Genomic DNA, 20,483 nt, shown 5'->3' on the forward strand with positions numbered 1-20,483 from the left:
ATTTACCCAATAACATTTAACTTTGCAAATCGCAATAACAACTTTTTCAAGCCTCCTACATCAAAACGAATTTCTGCTTTTCTATCAGCGCCTACACCTTCTAAATTCACTATTTCACCTTTTCCAAAACGTTCATGCATCACAATGTTTCCAATAACTAAATTACTATCCACTGAACTGCTTTTTGCATTAGAACCACTACTACTCATTGGTTTCAACCTTCTAATACTCGCAGAAGAAATAGGTTCTTGACTTGAAATATAGGCTGGTGGTGTACCGCCAATAGGTTTAGATAAACGCAATTTTGATTTGTCAATTTCTCCGAAAATATCAATATCCATCATCGGCTTATAACGATATGATGTATCCATAGGGTTCAAGAAGTCTAAATACTTTTCCTCTATTTCCTCAATGAATCGAGAAGGCTCACTGTCTACTAATTTACCCCATCGGTATCTTGATTGTGCATAGGTTAAATAGGCCTGATGTTCGGCACGGGTTAGCGCTACATAAAACAATCTTCGCTCCTCTTCCAATTCACTTCTTGTATTTAAACTCATTGCACTCGGAAAAAGATCTTCTTCCATGCCTACAATAAACACATGAGGAAATTCTAACCCTTTTGCCAAGTGAATCGTCATTAAAGCTACCCTATCGTCATCACCTGTGTCTTTGTCTAAATCTGTTGCTAAAGCGACATCTTCTAAAAATTCGGACAAAGAACCTCTGGCGCCGTCTATTTCCTTTTGTCCTTCGGTAAAATCTTTTATACCATTTAGCAACTCTTCAATATTCTCAATTTTAGCAATTCCTTCAGGTGTGCCGTCTTTTTTTAATTCTTGAACTAGTCCTGTTTTTTTAGTAACATGATCTGTCAAATAAAACGCATCTTGATTTTCATTAATTACCTGAAAACTTTGAATCATAGTAACAAAGTCTTGTAATCGTTGTTTCGTTCCTGCGTTTAATTTTAGGTCTATTTTGTCAATATGTTGCATGACTTCAAAAATAGAACGCTTATAATGATTTGCTGCTACGGTTAATTTTTCGACAGTCGTATCTCCAATTCCACGGGCGGGGTAATTAATGACACGAACTAAAGCTTCTTCATCTTTTGGATTAATGACTAATCTTAAATAAGCTAAGACATCTTTGATTTCTTTACGCTGGTAAAAAGATAAACCGCCATAAATACGATAAGGGATATCTCTCTTTCGCAACGCATCTTCCATGGCTCTTGATTGTGCATTGGTACGATATAAAATAGCAAAATGATTGTTCGGCAATTGATTTTGCATTTTTTGTTCAAATATGGTAGCTGCGACAAATCTTCCTTCTTCACCATCTGTTACACTACGATGTACTTTAATTTTTGGTCCATCATCATTTGAAGTCCAAACTATTTTATCTAACTTCGTTTTGTTTTTATCAATAACATTATTGGCAGCTTCTACAATATTTTTACTTGAACGGTAATTTTGTTCTAATCGATAGGTTTGTACACCATCATAATCTTTTTGAAAATTTAAGATATTATTGATGTTTGCTCCTCTAAAAGCATAAATACTTTGTGCATCATCGCCTACTACGCATATATTTTGAAAACGATCCGATAACGCTTTTACTATTAAATACTGTGAATGATTGGTGTCTTGGTACTCATCTACTAAAATATATCTAAAACGATCTTGATATTTGGCTAATACGTCTGGAAAACGATTTAATAGTTCATTAGTTTTTAAAAGCAAATCATCAAAATCCATAGCCCCAGATTTAAAACAGCGATCTACATAATTTTGATAAATTTCGCCCATACGCGGCTTTTTACTCATGGCATCAGCCTCTTGTAATTCAGGGTTATTGAAGTAAGCGCGAACCGTTATTAATGAATTTTTATATTGAGAAATGCGACCTAGAATTTGCTTTGGCTTATAGACATCTTTATCTAATTGCATTTCTTTTATGATTTGCCCTAATAAACGTACTGAATCTTGTGTGTCATATATGGTAAAATTTGAAGGATAGCCTAAGCGTTCTGCTTCAATACGCAATATTTTTGCAAAAACAGAGTGAAAAGTTCCCATCCATAAATTTTTAGCTTCATTACTCCCCACAATGCTTGCAATACGATTTTTCATTTCTCGTGCTGCTTTATTGGTAAATGTTAAAGCCAAAATATTAAATGCATCAACACCTAAACTCATTAAATAAGCTATACGCATGGTAAGCACACGTGTTTTGCCTGAACCTGCTCCTGCAATGACAATCATAGGACCGTCTTTTTGCAGAACAGGAGCGCGCTGCGCCTCATTTAACTGATCAATGTATTTTTGCATGATTACTTGTATCTAGCTTACAAAAATACATTACTAACTAGTTATGAGCAACGTAAAAAACGGAATTTTTAGCTATTTTATTAACATCCTAAAAATTATTGTGGCTTACAAACATATTTTGTACTTTGCACCTTTAAATTTGATATATATGGCATTGGAAGATAAAATTTTAGAGATTGTAACTTATACATTACCCTCTTTAATTACTGGAGGAGTCGCTTTTGTACTATTACAAAAGTTTTTTTATAATGAAGAACAAAAACGAAAATTTGAATTGTTACGTGAAAATCAGAAACAAGCCTTACCTATTCGTTTACAAGCTTATGAACGCATGGTGTTATTTTTAGAACGTATCAACCCTATAAATTTGATGATGCGTGTAGAACCTACAACTCTTGATGCGCCAAGTTATGCTGCGTTATTGATTCACGCTATACAAACTGAATATGACCATAACATTTCTCAACAAATCTATATTACGCATGACTGTTGGGAAGTTATAATGAAAGCTAAAAACAGTGTGATAGCACAAATACGTACTTTTTCCCTAGAAGAGAATTGCCAAACAGGTGAAGAACTTCGCACAATACTACTCACAGAATTGACTCAAACAGAATCGGCAAGTGCTGTTGCTATTGGCTTTATTAAAGAAGAATTGAAACGCGTATTTTAATTGTTTTCTTTTAAAAATTTCAAATATAACGTTTGCATAGCTAAAGATGCATTTTCGGCAAGTTGTGCTACTTTTTGTCTATAAGTTGCATCGTGTAACAAAGCCCTAATTTTGGTTCTCGCAAATAACGTAAACTGCCATTTATGATGTACTGTTGCTTTAAATAACAATTCTATTACACGTTCGTCATTAGGAGCCAATCGCAATAAAACTTCCAATGCATTTTGACGCACACTACTTTCATTAGTAACATCTGCATATGTAAGCAATTCGTTAAAAAAAACATCCTTTTCTGATGCATTATATGCCTTAGACCTATATGCCAATTGTAACCAAGTTGTTCTAAAACTTTTATCGTTTAATCCAATAATTTTATCTGTTTGCTTTAAATACGTTCCCGATTCATTTGGGAATGAGTTACACAAACGGAAAAGAGCTAACTCTTTTGTTCGATAAGAAGGGTCTAACAATAACGTTTCAAATACGATTTTATTTTCAAGTGGCACAATTTCAGTGGTTTCTGCAATAGCTTGACGTACTTCCCAACCTTGATTCATACCTAAAGCTATTAAATCTTTTTTAGCAGCATAAGGCACTGATTCTAATTTGTAAAAAACGAGTTGCTTAGCCGGAAAATAAACATTTGATTGAAGAATTTCAGCATAAAACTGTAAATCTACTTTCTTTTTAGACAGTTCTAATAAAGTTTTTAGTGCTTCATTTTTGAATAAATAACGCTTTGCTATTTCCATATCAAAATCTGCACTTTCTAACCATTTTTTACGAAAATCATCTACATTGTAAAGCGGAGCAATTTTATGTATCCCGTCTAAAAAATCTTCAGTAGTAGCATTTTTAAACTGATGTTTTTTCAAGTATCGTTTAACTGCCTTTTGAAATTTTTTCGGGCCAATATCTTCTCGCAATATATGTAAAGCCCAAGCCCCTTTTTTATAATAAGACAAGGCACTCGCTTTTTCACTTAAAATAGGAATTGTATCTGTTGCTGAAGCTCTTTTCAGTTGTGTAGCATAGTCATACAATTCATTGTAAAAATAATCTTCTCCAAAAATATGTCTTTCCGCTAATAAGGCATAATACGTTGCAAAACCTTCTTGTAACCAATGGTGTTTACCTGATTGAGCCGTAACTAAATCTCCAAACCATTGATGTGCCAACTCATGCGCGTTTACATTGCAATAATTTCGATCATTAAATCCAATGCTGTCAACTACAAAATCTTGTGCAAAGATCGTTGAAGTCGTATTTTCCATTCCTGCATACAAAAAATCTCTTACGGGTACTTGACGGTAAATTTTCCAAGGATACTTCACACCTATTTCTTGTTCTAAAAAATCAAATATTGGTTTGGAATATCTATATGTAGGTTCAAATTTTGCATAATCACTTTGGCATACATAAAACTCTAAGGGTGTACCCGATTTACTTCTCGTGACTTGCTTAACAAAATCACCAATTGTAAGCATTACCAAATAAGAAGACATGGGCTTATTCATTAAATATTGATAAGAGAGTTGTTGTACACCTCTACTCCAACTAATTTGCGTTTTATAATCTTTAACGATTCCATTTGATAAAACAACAGGATTAAAACTTGATTTGACTATATTTTGAAAGTCATTAATCTCAAGATTAAATAGCAATTTTTCATTTACATCATCAAAACTGGGCAACCAATGACTGGTATATTTTCCTTGACCTTGAGTCCAAATTTGGTAATCGCTAACGTCTCCAATAAAATATAAAGTTTGTTTTGGAATTGCTTTATAATGAAATTGCAGGGTATTCTTTCCTTTTGTAAAACCTTCAAAAAGTACGAGCTGTTTAGACGTGTTTAGATACATTACCTCCTTGCCATTAATTTGAACATCCGTAAAATTCATTTGCTTAGCATCTATTTTTATCGAATCAATAGAAGAAAGAACTTTGAAATCAAATTGTACATAACCGGTTATAGATTTTTCTTCAAAATTTGGATATAAAGAAGCAGTACAAGTCAAAAAATCAACATATTTTGTTTGTTGCGAAAAAGTTATAATGGAAAAAAGAAGAAATATATAGCGCATAAAATGAAATTTGATAAAAACAAAGATACACAGAGATTTTCAAAATTTCGAAATTAAAACTATCTTCGCTAAGTGAGAAAATCACTAATAACTGAATATGAATTTACTAGAAACTCCTATAGAATATCTTAAAGGCGTTGGTCCTCAACGAGGTGATTTGTTACGCAAGGAACTTTCTATTCATAAATATGGGGATTTACTTAACCTTTACCCGAATCGGTATATTGACAGAACGCGATATTACAAAATAAACCAACTTACCAATAGCAATTCTGAAGTTCAAATTGTGGGTAAAATCATCCATATAAAAACTGTAGAACAAGGAAAAGGAAAATCTAGATTAGTGGCAACATTTGTGGATGAAACTGGACAAATGGAATTAGTTTGGTTTCAAGGACAAAAATGGATTAGAGAAAGCTTAAAACTGAATGTGGTATATGTTATTTTTGGAAAAGTAACCCAATTTGGCGCGACTTTCAACATGGCGCATCCCGAACTTGAACTACTTGAAACACACAAATCGAGTTTGCGAAGTGCTATGCAGCCTGTATATCCAAGTACAGAAAAATTAACAAACAAAGGAATCAACAGCAGAGTGATTTCTAAATTAATGCAACAATTATTTTTAGAAACACAAGCATTGTTCTCAGAAACTTTACCTCAAAGTTTAATTGACGAATTAAAATTAATTCCGAAAAATGCTGCCTTATTCAATATACACTTTCCTAAAAGTCAAGATTTACTTGCCAAAGCCCAATTTAGGTTAAAATTTGAAGAATTATTTTTTATTCAATTACAACTTATAAGTAAAAATTTAATTCGAAAACATAAAATAAAAGGGCAACCATTTGAAAAAGTAGGTACTAATTTTACTAACTTCTACAACAATCATTTACCGTTTGAACTTACAAATGCACAAAAAAAAGTTTTAAAAGAAATCAGAAATGATCTAGGCAGTCATGCGCAAATGAATCGATTGTTACAAGGCGATGTTGGAAGTGGTAAAACGATTGTAGCGCTAATGTGCATGCTTTTAGCAAAAGATAACGGCTTTCAAAGTTGCTTAATGGCTCCAACTGAAATTTTAGCTACCCAGCATTATAATGGGTTAATTGAACTTCTTAATAATGAAAATAAAAGTCTGAATATCAATATAAAACTACTTACTGGTTCAACAAAAACTTCAGATAGAAAACTACTGCATGAAGAATTAGAAAACGGTACATTAGATATTCTAATTGGCACACATGCCGTACTTGAAGATAAAGTACAATTTCAAAATTTAGGTTTAGCAATTATAGATGAACAACATCGATTTGGTGTGGAACAACGAAGTAAATTGTGGAGAAAAGCCTCTATTCCACCTCACGTTTTAGTAATGACCGCTACGCCCATTCCTCGAACACTCGCAATGAGTTTGTATGGCGACTTGGATATTTCAGTCATTGATGAATTACCTCCTGGCAGAAAACCCATTCAAACCGTACACCGTTATGATAGCCATCGGTTACAAGTATGGAAGTTTTTAAAAGATGAAATCGCAAAAGGCCGTCAAATTTACATTGTATATCCCTTAATTCAAGAATCGGAGAAAATGGATTTTAAAGACTTAATGGATGGTTATGAAAGTATTTCTAGAGATTTTCCGCTTCCTACTTATTCCGTTTCAATGGTACATGGTAAAATGAAACCCGCAGATAAAGAGGCAGAAATGAAGCGGTTTGCTGAAGGAAAAACTAACATTATGATTGCTACCACGGTTATTGAAGTGGGTGTAAATGTACCCAATGCAAGTGTGATGGTTATTGAAAGTGCCGAAAGATTTGGCTTATCGCAATTACATCAGTTAAGAGGGCGTGTAGGTCGTGGAGCTGATCAAAGTTATTGTATATTAATGACTGGATTTAAATTAAGTGAGGATACCAAAACCCGACTTGAAACCATGGTACGAACAAACGACGGGTTTGAAATTGCAGAAGTAGATTTAAAATTGCGTGGCCCTGGAGACATTATGGGAACGCAACAAAGCGGCGTACTTAACTTACAGATTGCCGACTTGGTAAAAGACCGAGATATACTTCAAGTCGCACGCCATATAGCTATTCGCATTTTAAAAGAAGACCCTAGTATGAGCAAACCTGAACATGTAAAAATGAAGGAAGTTTTTATTGAATTAACCAAGAAGAAAAACATTTGGAATTATATTAGTTAATTGATAAATAATACCGAAAAAAAATATATATTTTTTCAAGTGTTAAAAAAATCTTAAAACACAAATAATCGCCTGTAATAAATTATTTTTGAGGCATAATATATCCCTAATTTCAGAAACCATTTTTATGAATCGCAAATCCATCTTCATTAGTTTATTTATAATAGTTTTAGGCAGTTTAATCACGTACCGTGTTGTTAAAAATAGCGCTCAAAACGATAAAAGTGGTAAAAACGACAAAAAACCACCTATGAAAGTTACAGGAATGCTCATTAAACCCGAAAATTTCACTAATACTTTAGCGTTATCAGGCTCGATTGAAGCTAACGAACAAATTAATTTACATAGTGAAGTGTCTGGAATTGTAACAACAATTGGATTTAAAGAAGGAAGTTTAGTGCAAAAAGGGCAACTTTTAGTAAAAATTGACGACACAGAATTGCGAGCACAATTACGACAAGCAAGAACTAAACAGAATTTAGCAAGTGAAAATGCCCGTCGTGCGAAACTATTACTAGAAAAAGAAGCCATAAGCCAAGAAGAATTTGATATGGCTACTGCTGATTATAGAAGTATGAAAGCACAAACACAAGTTATTCAGGCCCAACTGGCCAAAACTTCTATCATAGCACCTTTTACGGGAAAAATAGGCCTTCGAACTATTTCCCCTGGAACTTATATTACTCCTACTACAGAAATTGCAAGCCTTGTCAATTCAAACGTAGTGAAAATTGTATTTTCAATTCCTGAAAAATATGCTAATGATTTAAAATTAAACACCGAAATTACTTGTAGTGTACCCAATAGCACCGAATCATTCACAGCTAAAATATATGCTATAGAACCTAGTATAGAAACCAACACAAGAACGTTGAAAATAAAGGCACAAGCAGCTAACTCTAATGGAAAATTACTTCCTGGTACTTTTGCAAAAGTAACTCTGCCAATTAAAAATATTCAAAATGCAATACGAATTCCATCAGAAAGTATTGTTGCTGTACAAGAAGGAAAAAAAGTTTTCATTGCTAACCATGGTAAAGCTAAAGAAATACACATAGAAACCTTAACGCGAACCGACAAAGATGTTATTGTTACATCGGGCTTAAAAGCAGGAGATACTTTACTAACAACAGGTATCATGTCATTAAAAAATGAAGCCGAGATTAAAGTGAAAGTTAAATAAAATGTACGAATTACGAGTTTTACATCGTAAATCCAAAATCATAAATCGTAAATTCAAATGAGTTTATCAACTTTAAGTATAAAAAGGCCCGTATTTACCATTGTGGTAAATTTAACTATTATTCTTTTTGGAATCATTGGGTATTCTTACCTTGGCGTAAGAGAATTTCCATCTATAGATCCCGCACAAATTTCTGTTCGAACCAATTATACAGGTGCCAATGCAGACATAATTGAATCACAAATAACCGAACCTTTAGAAAAAGCAATTAACTCTATTGATGGTATTCGAAATATAACTTCTTCTAGTAACCAAGGAAGTAGTACAATTACTATTGAATTTAAATTAGAAAAAGATTTAGAAGAAGCAGCAAATGATGTTCGTGATAAAGTAGCACAAGCCGTTCGAAGTTTACCACAAGATATCGATGCGCCACCCGTTGTGGCTAAAGCAGATGCTGATTCTGATCCAATTATAACAATGACCGTACAAAGCGACTCAAAAAATGCTTTGGATTTAAGTGATTATGCCGAAAATGTTATTGCAGAACGTTTACAAACCATTCCTGGCGTAAGTAGTATTCAAATTTGGGGTCAAAAACGTTATGCGATGCGTCTGTGGCTCGACCCAATAAAATTAGCTTCTTATGGTGTAACAGTAAGCGAAGTAAGAAATGCACTTCAAAAACAAAATATTGAATTGCCTTCAGGAAAATTAACAGGTGCTAATACAGAACTTACTGTTAAAACCTTAGGCAACTTAACCTCTGAAAAAGAGTTTAATAACATTATAATTCTTTCGGAAGGAGAAAAAACGGTACGTTTAAGCGATATAGGAACGGCAACTCTAGAAGCGGAAAATTTGGAAACCAAATTAAGCGCAAATGGACAACCTATGGTAGGCTTAGCCATTATTCCCCGACCAGGGTCTAACTATTTAGACATTGCAGATGAATTTTATAAACAATACAATCAATTACAAAAAGATTTACCTAAAGATATTCAACTAAATATCGCTTTAGATAACACCCTTTTTATCAAAAAGTCAGTTGTTGAAGTTGCTGAAACATTGCTTATTTCCATTATTTTAGTTATCCTAATCATATTCTTATTCTTTAGAGATTGGGCTATTGCCTTCCGACCATTAATTGACATTCCTGTTTCCTTAATTGCTACATTTTTTATCATGTATCTATGTGGCTTTTCAATTAATGTATTAACCTTATTAGCTATTGTGCTAGCGACAGGATTAGTAGTTGATGATGGAATTGTTGTTACGGAAAATATATTTAAAAAAGTAGAAGAAGGCCTGTCTCCTATTCAAGCTGCCATTAAAGGGTCCAATGAAATCTTTTTTGCTGTCATTTCTATTTCTATCACATTAGCTGCAGTTTTCTTGCCTATTGTGTTTTTAGAAGGATTTGTCGGTCGTTTATTTAGAGAATTCGGAATCGTAATTGGAGCCGCAGTATTAATTTCTGCATTTGTTTCCTTAACCTTAACGCCTATGTTAAACGCCTATTTGATGAAAGAAGGCGGACATAAGCGTACTAAATTTTATGATTTTACAGAACCTTATTTTATTCAACTAAATGATGGATACAAAAATGCGTTAGAGCGTTTTATGTTAAAAAAATGGTGGAGTTATCCTATCGTTTTAATCTGTTTTGGTTTAATTATTTTGTTCTTTACCATTTTACCTAAAGAAACGGCTCCATATGATGACAGAAGTTTAGTCATTGCCAGTATTACTGCACCTGAAGGAGCTTCCTATGAATATACAGACCGATTTATGCAAGAATTAGGGCAACTAATTAATGACTCTATTCCTGAAAAGAAAATTGTTTTAGTTGTTACTGCTCCCGGCTTCTTAACGTCATCAGTAAATACAGGACGTGTGCGTTTAGCTTTAAAAAATCCAGAAGAAAGAAATACATCTCAAAAAGAAATAGCAGAAAAACTAACAAAATGGGGTAAAAAATTCTCACAAGCTAAAGTAAATTTTTCAGAACAGCCCACTATCGCAGTAAATAAAAGAGGTGGCATGCCTATTCAGTATATTATTCAAGCTCCTAATTTTGAAAAACTTCGGGAAAAAATTCCTCAATTTATGGAATTAGCAAATCAAAATGAGACGTTTTCAAATGTAGATGTGAACTTAAAATTTAACAAGCCAGAAATTAATATCACTATTGACAGGGAAAAAGCGCAAAGTCTAGGTATTTCAGTTATGGATATTGCGCAAACACTGCAATTATCTTTAAGCGGACAACGATTTGGCTATTTTATGAGAAATGGTAAACAGTACCAAATAATTGGTCAGTTTGAAGACATGGACAGAGCAGACCCATTAGATGTTACTTCTATGTTCGTAAAAAATAACAAAGGACAATTAATACAATTAGACAATGTAGTATCCGTTGAAGAACAAAGTAATCCACCACAACTTTATCACAACAACAGATACATGTCGGCAACAGTTTTTGCTGGATTAGCACCTGGAAAAAGTATTAATGATGGTATTAATGCAATGAATGAAATTAAAGATAAAGTGCTTGATGCTAGTTTTACAACCGATTTAGGCGGAGAATCCAGAGATTTTGTAGAAAGTAGCTCCAATACAGCCTTTGCATTTGGGTTAGCCTTACTATTAATCTATTTGATATTAGCCGCACAATTTGAAAGCTTTATTGACCCACTTATAATAATTTTAACTGTGCCAATGGCAGTTGCTGGAGCCTTATTCTCGTTATGGTTATTTGGACAAACATGGAATATATTTAGTCAAATTGGCACCATCATGCTTATTGGTTTGGTTACTAAAAATGGAATTTTAATTGTAGAATTTGCCAATCAATTACGTACACAAGGCAAACCAAAATATGAAGCCATAATTGAAGCTTCAACTTCTCGATTACGTCCTATTTTAATGACCAGTTTAGCCATTGCACTCGGTGCCTTACCTATTGCTTTGTCATTGGGTGCGGCATCGATGAGTAGAATGGGTATGGGGGTTGTTATTGTAGGAGGAACGTTGTTTTCTTTACTTTTAACCCTATTTGTAATTCCAGCATTTTATTTGATGTGGTCCAAAATAAAACCAAAACGTCCTGAATTTGATACAATCAGTTGAAAAAAAATTATGAAGAAAATTATACTATATTTCTTTTGTTTGTGCTGTTATACAATAACAGCTCAAGAACTATTAACGTTAGAACAAGCAGTAACAATAGCCTTGGAAAATAATTATGCCATTAAAATTGCTAAAAATGAAGCTAAAGTGGGTGAAATAAATAATGCTATTGGAAATGCTGGTATGTTACCAAATGTAAGCGCAACTTTCACTAAAAACAATAGTATATTAAATACAACCCAAACACAATCAGGCGGTACCGAACGAACCTTAGATGGTGCTAAAAACATGAATATGACCTATGGCGTAGGCTTAGATTGGACTCTTTTTGATGGTATGCGCATGTTTGCACGTAAAGAGCGATTTGAAAATCTAGAAAAACAAGGTGAAGCAAATTTAAAACGAATCATTTTTACAAAAATTAGTACTATATATCAATTGTATTATGACTTAGTTCAACAACAAAACCAACTAAAAGCAGTAGATACAGCAATTGTCATTTCTAAAGAAAGAGTTACATTATTAAAAAATAAATTTAGTATTGGAAAAGTATCTAAATTAGAAGTTCTAAATAGTGAAGTAGACTTACAAGCTGATGAAAGTTTAAAAATTCAATTACAAAACAATTATCAAGCAACTAAAATAAAACTCAATGAATTGCTTGCTCGCGACTTAAAACTAGATTTTTATGTTGCCAATGAATTTACATATGACAAGTCCTGGAATTATGAAGAATTACAAGCACAAGCAGAAAAGCAAAATCCAGAATTACAAGCACAAATAATTGCTAAAAAACTCGCTGATATTAATTTAAAAGAAATAAAAGGGACACGATATCCAACCATACGTGTAACTTCTGGCTATAACTTTACACGAAGTGAAGCCTCTTTAGGATTTGTTACACAATCTACAGGTAATGGCTTTGTATATGGCATTAATGCTTCATTACCTCTTTTTAATGGTAACAATCAAAATCGAAATGAAAAAACAGCAAAATTAATTATCGAAAATGCACAATTTGCTTTAGAACAACTCAAACAAACTATCAAAATGCAATTGACAATTGCTTTTGAAAATTACCAAGCACAATTAAAATTAGTTAATTTAGAGGAGAAAAATGTAACATTAGCTAAACAAAACTTAGACATTACCCTTGCTAAATATAAAATTGGAACCCTTACTCCTATTGAGTTACGAACTGCACAGCAAAATTATGTAGATGTATTAGTTCGTTTTAGTAACGCACAATACCTTACGAAAATAGCCGAAATCAATTTGAAAGAATTAGCAGGAATAATAAATTGGCAATAAAATGCTATTTAATTATTTTTTACTACTTTAGATAAAAATTTTAAATAAATTTTATGAAAAACACATCTATTTTTTTTATAGCACTACTAACATCATTGCTATTTACTAGCTGTACCAAAAAATCTTTATCAGAAAACAATTATTATACCCTTTCAACAGACAGCATCCAAACAGGAGGCGTTAAGGTGATTCCTATCACCACACCAAAAGGCACGTTCAACGTATGGACGAAACGCATTGGAAACAATCCAAAAGTGAAAGTTTTACTTTTAAATGGTGGTCCTGGTGCTACACACGAATATTTTGAGTGCTTTGAAAACTTCTTACCTGCCGAAGGCATCGAATTCATATACTACGATCAATTGGGTTGTGGCAATTCAGACAATCCAAACGATGTAGCCATGTGGGACTTAGCACGCTATGTAGAAGAAGTAGAACAAGTACGTGTTGCTTTAGGTTTAGATGAAAATAATTTCTACTTACTAGGTCATTCGTGGGGCGGCATTTTAGCCATGGAATACAGTCTAAAATACCAAAAACACATGAAAGGACTCATCATTTCAAACATGATGTCAAGCTGCCCAGAATATGGAAAATATGCCGACGAAGTATTAGCTAAGCAAATGAATCCAGCTGTACTAGCCGAAATTGAAAAAATTGAAGCGGCTATAGATTTTACTAATCCACGCTACATGGAATTATTACTTCCTAATTTCTACGAAAAACATATTCTACGTTTTCCTGCAAAAGATTGGCCAGAGCCTGTCAATCGTTCGTTTGCCAAAATGAATAATTCGTTATATGTAACCATGCAAGGACCTAGTGAATTTGGAATTTCAGGAAAACTAGAAAAATGGGACCGCAAAAATGATTTAAAAAAAATCAACATTCCTACATTAGTTATTGGAGCTAAACACGATACTATGGATCCAAAACATATGGAAGCGATGTCAAAACTGGTTCAAAAAGGTACCTATCTGTATTGCGAAAAAGGAAGCCATATGGCAATGTATGATGATCAAAAAACGTATTTCAACGGACTAATTTCGTTCTTGAAAAAATAAGTATTTACGAAAGTCGAAAGTCGAAAGTTACAAAGTAAAAAGTGAAGAGTGATAATTTTAAATTACGATATACAATTAACGAATTTTCAAATTAAGCACCGTCACTTCGAGTAGCGAAGCGTATCGAGAAGCCATTACCCATTTCACATCGCCTTCGTCACTTCGAGTAGCGAAGCATATCGAGAAGCCATCAACCATCAACCATCAACCATCAACCATCAACCATTACCCATTACCCATTACCCATTACCCATTACCCATTACCCATTTCACATCGCCTTCGTCCCTTCGAGTAGCGAAGCGTATCGAGAACCTCTTATTGTTGCCTTCGAGTGCCTCAGGCAACAACAGGAAACGGTGGCTGACTTCTCTAAACGGTGGCTGACTTCTCTAAACGGTGGCTGAGGCTCTCGAAGCCACTGTTTCACTCCACTGAACTTCGTTTCGCGCACGAGCTTGGCTCAAAGTCGGGAGACTTTGCGCAGCTGGGTTATACAATTAAAATTCTCCTTTGACACTTCTTCTCTTAATTTCTTCAATAAGTCTTTTAGTAAATGTTTTACCTTTTACTGTTAAGATATACAAATCTTTATTTAATGTTTTGCCTGCTTCAAAATCATAAGTCACAAAATCTTTTTCAATTAATTTTTTTATAATAATTTTCAAAGAATTATCACTTTTATCTAAAATATTTGAAATTTTTTGTAAACTTATAGCAGTATTTATAGAATTTAATGCATCAAGAACCAAAAATTCTTCAACAGAAAATGACTTTAATCTATTTAATTCTATAGAATTTAATTTCTCACGTATTTCTTCATTTGAAACAGTTACTTCACATACACCGATTTGATTATTATCCATACAATCAGGACAGCGCATTTTATACCTTTTAAGAGTTGGTAACATTTCATATGGGAATTCGTGACCATTTTGACATTTAATGAGTTGAGTTTTATTAAAATATTCTGATATTAAAACATTCATATTAAATAAAGGGTGACTAAAGTATTTCATGATTTTTTCATTTTTAGCTCTCAAAAAATTTAAACCATGTTTTTTACAAAGACCATAATCTAAAGAATAAACAACAGATAATTGTTTATGATTATCATTAACCTTGTTATATGTTGTCAAAAAACCATTTAACTCTAAATTATCCAATAAATATGATATTTCTTCATTTATAATAAAATGATTAGTTGGTTTTCCAGTTAATGTTCTAGAACGTAAAGTTTTATAATTGTTTATTTGCCTATTTATTATATTATTTAATAACTCAAATTGTAACTCATTTGATAATTTGTCATTAAAAGGCTTTGATACATATTGATTTGCAAGAAAATATTTTAGTGTTACCTCATTAAAATACCTATTTGAAGCCTTTTCAATAGCTTCTCTTGTAATTTTTGTATTATGAATTAAACAAGATTCATAGCAGTAGGATAATATATATCCTATTTTTCTGGGATTATTGAATGAAACACTAAATAATAAATCATAAAGATCATCTAATTTTATATCGAAGAATCTTTCCCAATTATTTTCAGGAAAAAAAATCTCAAGTCTTTTTTTAATTAATCTTTTTGTGTAATCGAGTGCTAACATTTCCATTTTATTAATATCAGCCTGTTTTTCAAATGTATAAAAAGCATCAAAAAATTCTAGAGATATCTCATCAATTTTTCCATTATCTAACTTTCCATAATAAAATCTGTTTGGATAAACTGCTATTTTAAATTTCACAAAATCTTCTGAAAGATTGTTCAATGGAGCAATAAACCATTCAACAAAAATTTTTTGCGCATTTTCATCTATTTCTGAAAAATCATCTAAAAAAATATATAAATGATCAATATCCAAAATATCCTTTATAGCTTTAAGTTTGCTTATAAGACTTTTTTTAACATCTAAATATGTAATCAGTGTTTTCTCAAATTGTGATTTTAAATTTTCACTTGTTGAATTTTTATCTGAAATTTCAATACCTGGTGTTTCTGATAATTTTATATTAAGTCCAAAATCTTCAGTAATATTTGAACTTTTTTCAATTTTATAAGAGTTAATTAAAGAACCATCTATTTGTTTTATTACATCATTAATGGAATTCTCAATTGCATCAAGTTGTTCATTAATTTGTAAAATTTGATTATGATCATAGCCAAGTATTTTTTGAAAAATTGATGCATCAATAAAATCGTTTAATTGATTCTTTGTTTCAATTATAATTTCTTTAATTAAATTACTATAAATAAGATATTTATTTAATTCAGGTCCAAGAGATTTTACATCTTCAGGAATATCTGGAGTAGAATTATCAAATAAAGTTTTTACATCAATATATATAGAAATACACTTCTTGTTAGAAATTAAATCCTTTTGAGACTTTTTAAATATGGTCGATTTTCCAGTTCCTTTTCTACCTACAAGAATGGTTGTTCTAGGTAAATTTAGTTTTGTAATTATTCCATTATTAGGTAATAAATCGGTATAAATATCATCTATATCCTTTTTTTGAATATAATCTTCTAATCTATTTTTTCTTACTAGTTTTAATGATTCTGCAAATTCAAGAAATCTTTTATTATCTGACATTGTATTTTTAATTTATTATTAAATTGTATATTAATTCATAGACATTTTCAATCAACTAACTCCCCTCCACATCCCTATCTATTCACTCTTTATTATTTTGCCTAAGGAGTTCATGAAACCTTTAGGTTCAACGTAGTTAATCAAAATCGAGAGGTTTTATTTTTCTATTTACGATTCTTCTACGATTTTGATTTCCTCCTCACTCAACCCATACAACGCATACACCATAAAATCTATCTCACGTTCTAAAGCTGAAGTATCTGCTGCTGAGTTGTCTTTTTTGAGCGAAAGGATTTCTTGGACTTTATTAATTAAATCTTCATTATTTGTATCACAAAGAGGTGAATTTCTCAAATAGATAGGTTTTATTTCATAATCAAGAAATCTAACTGAATAAATCCAATTAAATAACTTTGAATTTAAAACGCCTAATAATCCTTCTAAACTATTATTTTCTTTAGAAATAATATTAGATAATCTATTTAAATTATAACAACTATCATAATCAATAGTTGAAATTATTCTTTGTTTCATTGAAATATTTCTAGTCCTAACAACTAAAATTTTTGGTCTACTCAAAAACTTTTCATCAGGTAGGGTTCTGCCTAATTTGCCTTTACTTTTTACAAATTCTTTATCATACATTATAAAACCCGTAGTTCGTACCTTTCCATATTTTTGAGGTATTCCAGTACCTGGAACCATTGGATGGTATTTTTCATTGATTTTAATTTCTGAAGTAAGTTCTTCTTTAATATAACCAGTATTAATTCCTACACCAAAATCATATTTAGTTTCAATAAGAGGAAAGTTTTTAAAAAGTCTATCAATAATATCATATTCTTTACCTTCCAATAAATAGTCAAATACAAATCCATCATTTTTTAAAAATCTTGATTGTTCTATTGACTTTGAATTTGAATTAAAAATATCTTTAGGTTCTTCAGGCGTTTTAATTTCAATCAAATTACTCTCAGATTTAACTTTCTTTAAAATATAAACTACTGAATCAACAGTTGCTTCATCAAAAACATTTGGTCCCAAAGGAATTAATTGTATTATTTCAGAATTACTAATAATAAATTCCCTTGTTTGTGAAAATGAATTTTGTAACAAAAAGGAAGAATTTGTAATGAATGAATGAAATGAATTAGGCTTTTGTATTTTTAATGAAAGCTCAATAAAAAATTTGTATAAATCAAAATTTCCACTTGTAGCAAAGAAATTAGTTTTAAAATAATTTTTGTAACCATCAAAATCCGCATTTCTGTAAACATATGGTGGATTCCCAATCACCACATCAAAACCGACAAAATCGCCTTCATCGTTTAATACTTCAGGAAACTCAAAGCGCCATTCAAAAGCATTCTCATATATTTTGTTGTTTTTTATTTCTTCAAGTTGGGTTTCTATTTTCTCAATTTTATCCGCTAAATCTTTCTTCGCTTTTTGCTCGGCTTTGGTAAGTTGGGTTTCAAAAAGTTGGGCACTGTCAAACTTTACATTAAACTCGTATTTCAGTTTTTGCAACTCTTTAATCTCTTTGCCGTTTTGGTTAATTTCGGTTCTAAAATTGGTTTTTATTTCGGCAATCAGCGTTTCCATATCGCGCTTTTGCTCTTTACTTTCGGCATTGCGGTATTGGTCAACGGCTCTTTTGTAATCCTCAATTTTTAACTTGCTTTTCTTTAAGGCTTCTTTCAAATCGGCATCTAATCCAAAACGAGCAATCAACGAGTTTCCGCATTTTATGTTAATGTCAATGTTGGGTAGTGTTTCAAGCTCACCACCCCGTCCTTCGGACACCCCTCTAAAGGAGGGGAATTTATAATAGGCATTTTTAAGCAGTTCAATCCACAAACGCAAACGGCATATTTTAACGGAGTTCGGGTTAATATCTACGCCAAATAAACAGTTTTCAATAATGGTTTGCTTTTCATGAAACAAGGTTTCTTGTACCCGTTGGCTTTCTTTACTTTTTGGGTTATAAGTAAACGGTAAACCATCTTCATCGGTCACAATTAACTCATCGTTTACAATATCTACTTGATATTCTTTCAAGCGTTTACCTTCGCGGTCAACTAATACTTTTAAATCGTGCTTAATAGCAATCATTTCATTCAGCGCCGAAACCAAAAAGTGTCCAGAACCCACCGCAGGGTCGCATATTTTTACGCTGTTAATTATAGCATTGGCCTCTTTGGTGTCTTCAATCTTGTTGTATAACACATCAAAGTCTTCGCAATTCCACCCTTTGGTTTCATTAAACTTTTGCACCACCGCACGGCGAATGGTTTCCTTACACATGTACATCGTAATGAAACTTGGCGTGTAAAACGAACCGTCTTTATAGCCATTAATCTTTTCAAAAATCAAGCCCAATACCGAGGCATTGATTAAGGTTTTGTTGTCTTCTTGTATTTCTTCGCTGCCTTCACTCGCAAAATCATAAGCATCTAAAAAGTCAAAGAAATAGTCAATAGCTTTGTGAGTACCCGTTAGTTTTTTACCATTGGCATCTTTCAACACCGTACCGCTCACAATAGGCAATTGAATATCATCCTCTAATCCGGAAATAAACAAGGTTTGATGTTCTAATTCGGTAGGCTCAAACAACGAACTATTCAAATAAGGCACTTTGGCAAATAACGTTTTTACGCGTTCGTTACGCTCTTCAGGTTTCTTGGCTAATACCATGAAGAACAACGCGTTCAAATTGTCGTAATCGTGCAGTAATCCTTTGTGTAAAAACGCATAACTTTTGTCGCCCTTGTGATAACTAATCAATTGAGCCTCTAATAATTTCAAAAACAAAATACGATTGACCCACGTAATGCATAACTCTAAACCAACAGTAAACAAGCGTTCTTCGTGCGTGTCGCCATATTGTTTTACATTGGGTAAACGGGATAATTTATCCAAACTATCCAATTGGTTAATCACGTTTTCCAATAAAGAACCGGCATTTCGCTGTCCAGCTTTAGGGCGTTCAATTAACTTCTTCCCTCCTTCTTTGGTTTCGGTTAACCCAATTAAATGCAATAATTCGTTATAAAAATTTTTATCTAAGGAATTACTATCATTGGCAAACGATAATTTTAATAAATGCTCTGGCGAAAGTAATTTGTATAAGACAATTAATTTCGCATCATCAAGTTTGTCTTCATTTCTTAAAATTTTGTCATACGAAGCCAAATCAAAATACGTATATTCTAATTTGTCTAGTACAGTTTCAATATAAGGTTTGGCAATTTCTTTGTAGAAAAAATCAGTATTCTTTCCAGAAAGTTTACCTTCTTCAAAGTCTTGAAATTGTTTAACTAAGTTTTTATTTTGAGCAAATAGTTTATCAAATAGTTGAGCATCAAAAATGAACCATTCGTTAACATTGGTCGCTACTACATGTTTTACTTCTAAATTTTTATGAGTGATACGCTCTCGCAAGAAATACAACACCATTTCTTGCAAGGCTTTGCTATTGATGTTCTTTTGCGTTGGCATTTCAGCCTTATTGGATGGACTTTTCGCTTCAATTATAACACCAACATTGCTCTTCGCCTCTTTACCAATATGAATCACTAAATCGTTTCGCCCTTTTGTATTGATAAAATGATTGGGAGAATAATAGGTGTTTTTCAAGAAATCGGAAATCAAGTTTTTATGAAACTCCTCCGACTCTTTTTCTTTGATACTGTCTAACAGGAGCATCAAATTCTGTTTAAACAACTCAATTCCAGAACGATTGGGTTTAATTTTAAGAAAGGCTTTGTTTAAGGCCTTGCGTGGTTGTATGAGCATATAAATAATACGTTTTCAATAGTTCCAAACCTACTAAAAAAAATCAACAATCACAATACGCATGATTTAGTGTAAAAAAAAACTCCCTACCA

Annotated in this window: 10 protein-coding genes; 6 read left to right on the forward strand and 4 right to left on the reverse strand. The window is 32.3% G+C overall.

What is annotated here, in order from left to right; translation table 11 throughout:
- Positions 1-2: 2 nt before the first annotated feature.
- Entirely contained in the window at positions 3-2,336 is a 2,334-nt protein-coding gene (locus tag RF683_RS06160) for an ATP-dependent helicase (protein ID WP_309531464.1), read from the reverse strand.
- Between the two features lie 43 nt (positions 2,337-2,379).
- Between RF683_RS06160 and RF683_RS06165 the strand changes: the two genes are divergently transcribed.
- Positions 2,380-3,009: a DUF7935 family protein gene (locus RF683_RS06165; RefSeq protein WP_309531465.1), complete on the forward strand. Its 630-nt coding sequence runs from the start codon at positions 2,380-2,382 to the stop codon at positions 3,007-3,009.
- On the opposite strand, the gene RF683_RS06170 is transcribed toward RF683_RS06165, so the two are convergent.
- Positions 3,006-5,096: a M1 family metallopeptidase gene (locus RF683_RS06170; RefSeq protein ID WP_309531466.1), complete on the reverse strand. Its 2,091-nt coding sequence runs from the start codon at positions 5,094-5,096 to the stop codon at positions 3,006-3,008. The genes RF683_RS06165 and RF683_RS06170 overlap by 4 nt on opposite strands.
- A gap of 91 nt (positions 5,097-5,187) precedes the next feature.
- On the opposite strand from RF683_RS06170, the gene recG reads away from it, so the two are divergent.
- The 5 genes from recG (at position 5,188) to RF683_RS06195 (ending at position 13,998) form a co-directional block, all read left to right on the forward strand.
- The gene (gene recG / locus RF683_RS06175; RefSeq protein WP_309533156.1) at positions 5,188-7,308 is read left to right on the forward strand and encodes an ATP-dependent DNA helicase RecG; all 2,121 of its coding nucleotides are present in this window, start codon (positions 5,188-5,190) and stop codon (positions 7,306-7,308) included.
- Between the two features lie 127 nt (positions 7,309-7,435).
- Positions 7,436-8,491 carry an efflux RND transporter periplasmic adaptor subunit gene (locus tag RF683_RS06180; protein WP_309531467.1) on the forward strand — a complete coding sequence of 352 codons (1,056 nt, stop codon included), beginning with the start codon at positions 7,436-7,438 and terminating at the stop codon, positions 8,489-8,491.
- A gap of 57 nt (positions 8,492-8,548) precedes the next feature.
- The gene (locus RF683_RS06185; RefSeq protein ID WP_309531468.1) at positions 8,549-11,623 is read left to right on the forward strand and encodes an efflux RND transporter permease subunit; all 3,075 of its coding nucleotides are present in this window, start codon (positions 8,549-8,551) and stop codon (positions 11,621-11,623) included.
- Between the two features lie 9 nt (positions 11,624-11,632).
- On the forward strand, positions 11,633-12,934 hold the full coding sequence (locus RF683_RS06190) for a TolC family protein (protein ID WP_309531469.1): 1,302 nt from the start codon (positions 11,633-11,635) through the stop codon (positions 12,932-12,934).
- Positions 12,935-12,987: 53 nt separating this feature from the next.
- Entirely contained in the window at positions 12,988-13,998 is a 1,011-nt protein-coding gene (locus RF683_RS06195) for a proline iminopeptidase-family hydrolase (RefSeq protein WP_309531470.1), read from the forward strand.
- 498 nt (positions 13,999-14,496) lie between these two features.
- Here the strand turns inward: RF683_RS06195 and RF683_RS06200 are convergent, their stop codons facing one another.
- A complete protein-coding gene (locus RF683_RS06200) occupies positions 14,497-16,593 on the reverse strand; it encodes a hypothetical protein (RefSeq protein ID WP_309531471.1) in 2,097 nt (698 codons plus the stop codon).
- A gap of 168 nt (positions 16,594-16,761) precedes the next feature.
- Positions 16,762-20,391 (reverse strand): DUF7149 domain-containing protein, encoded by a 3,630-nt coding sequence (locus tag RF683_RS06205; protein ID WP_309531472.1) that lies wholly within the window; start codon positions 20,389-20,391, stop codon positions 16,762-16,764.
- Between the last annotated feature and the right edge of the window lie 92 nt (positions 20,392-20,483).

It is taken from the genome of Flavobacterium sp. 20NA77.7 (assembly GCF_031326205.1).
GTDB lineage: Bacteria > Bacteroidota > Bacteroidia > Flavobacteriales > Flavobacteriaceae > Flavobacterium > Flavobacterium nakdongensis.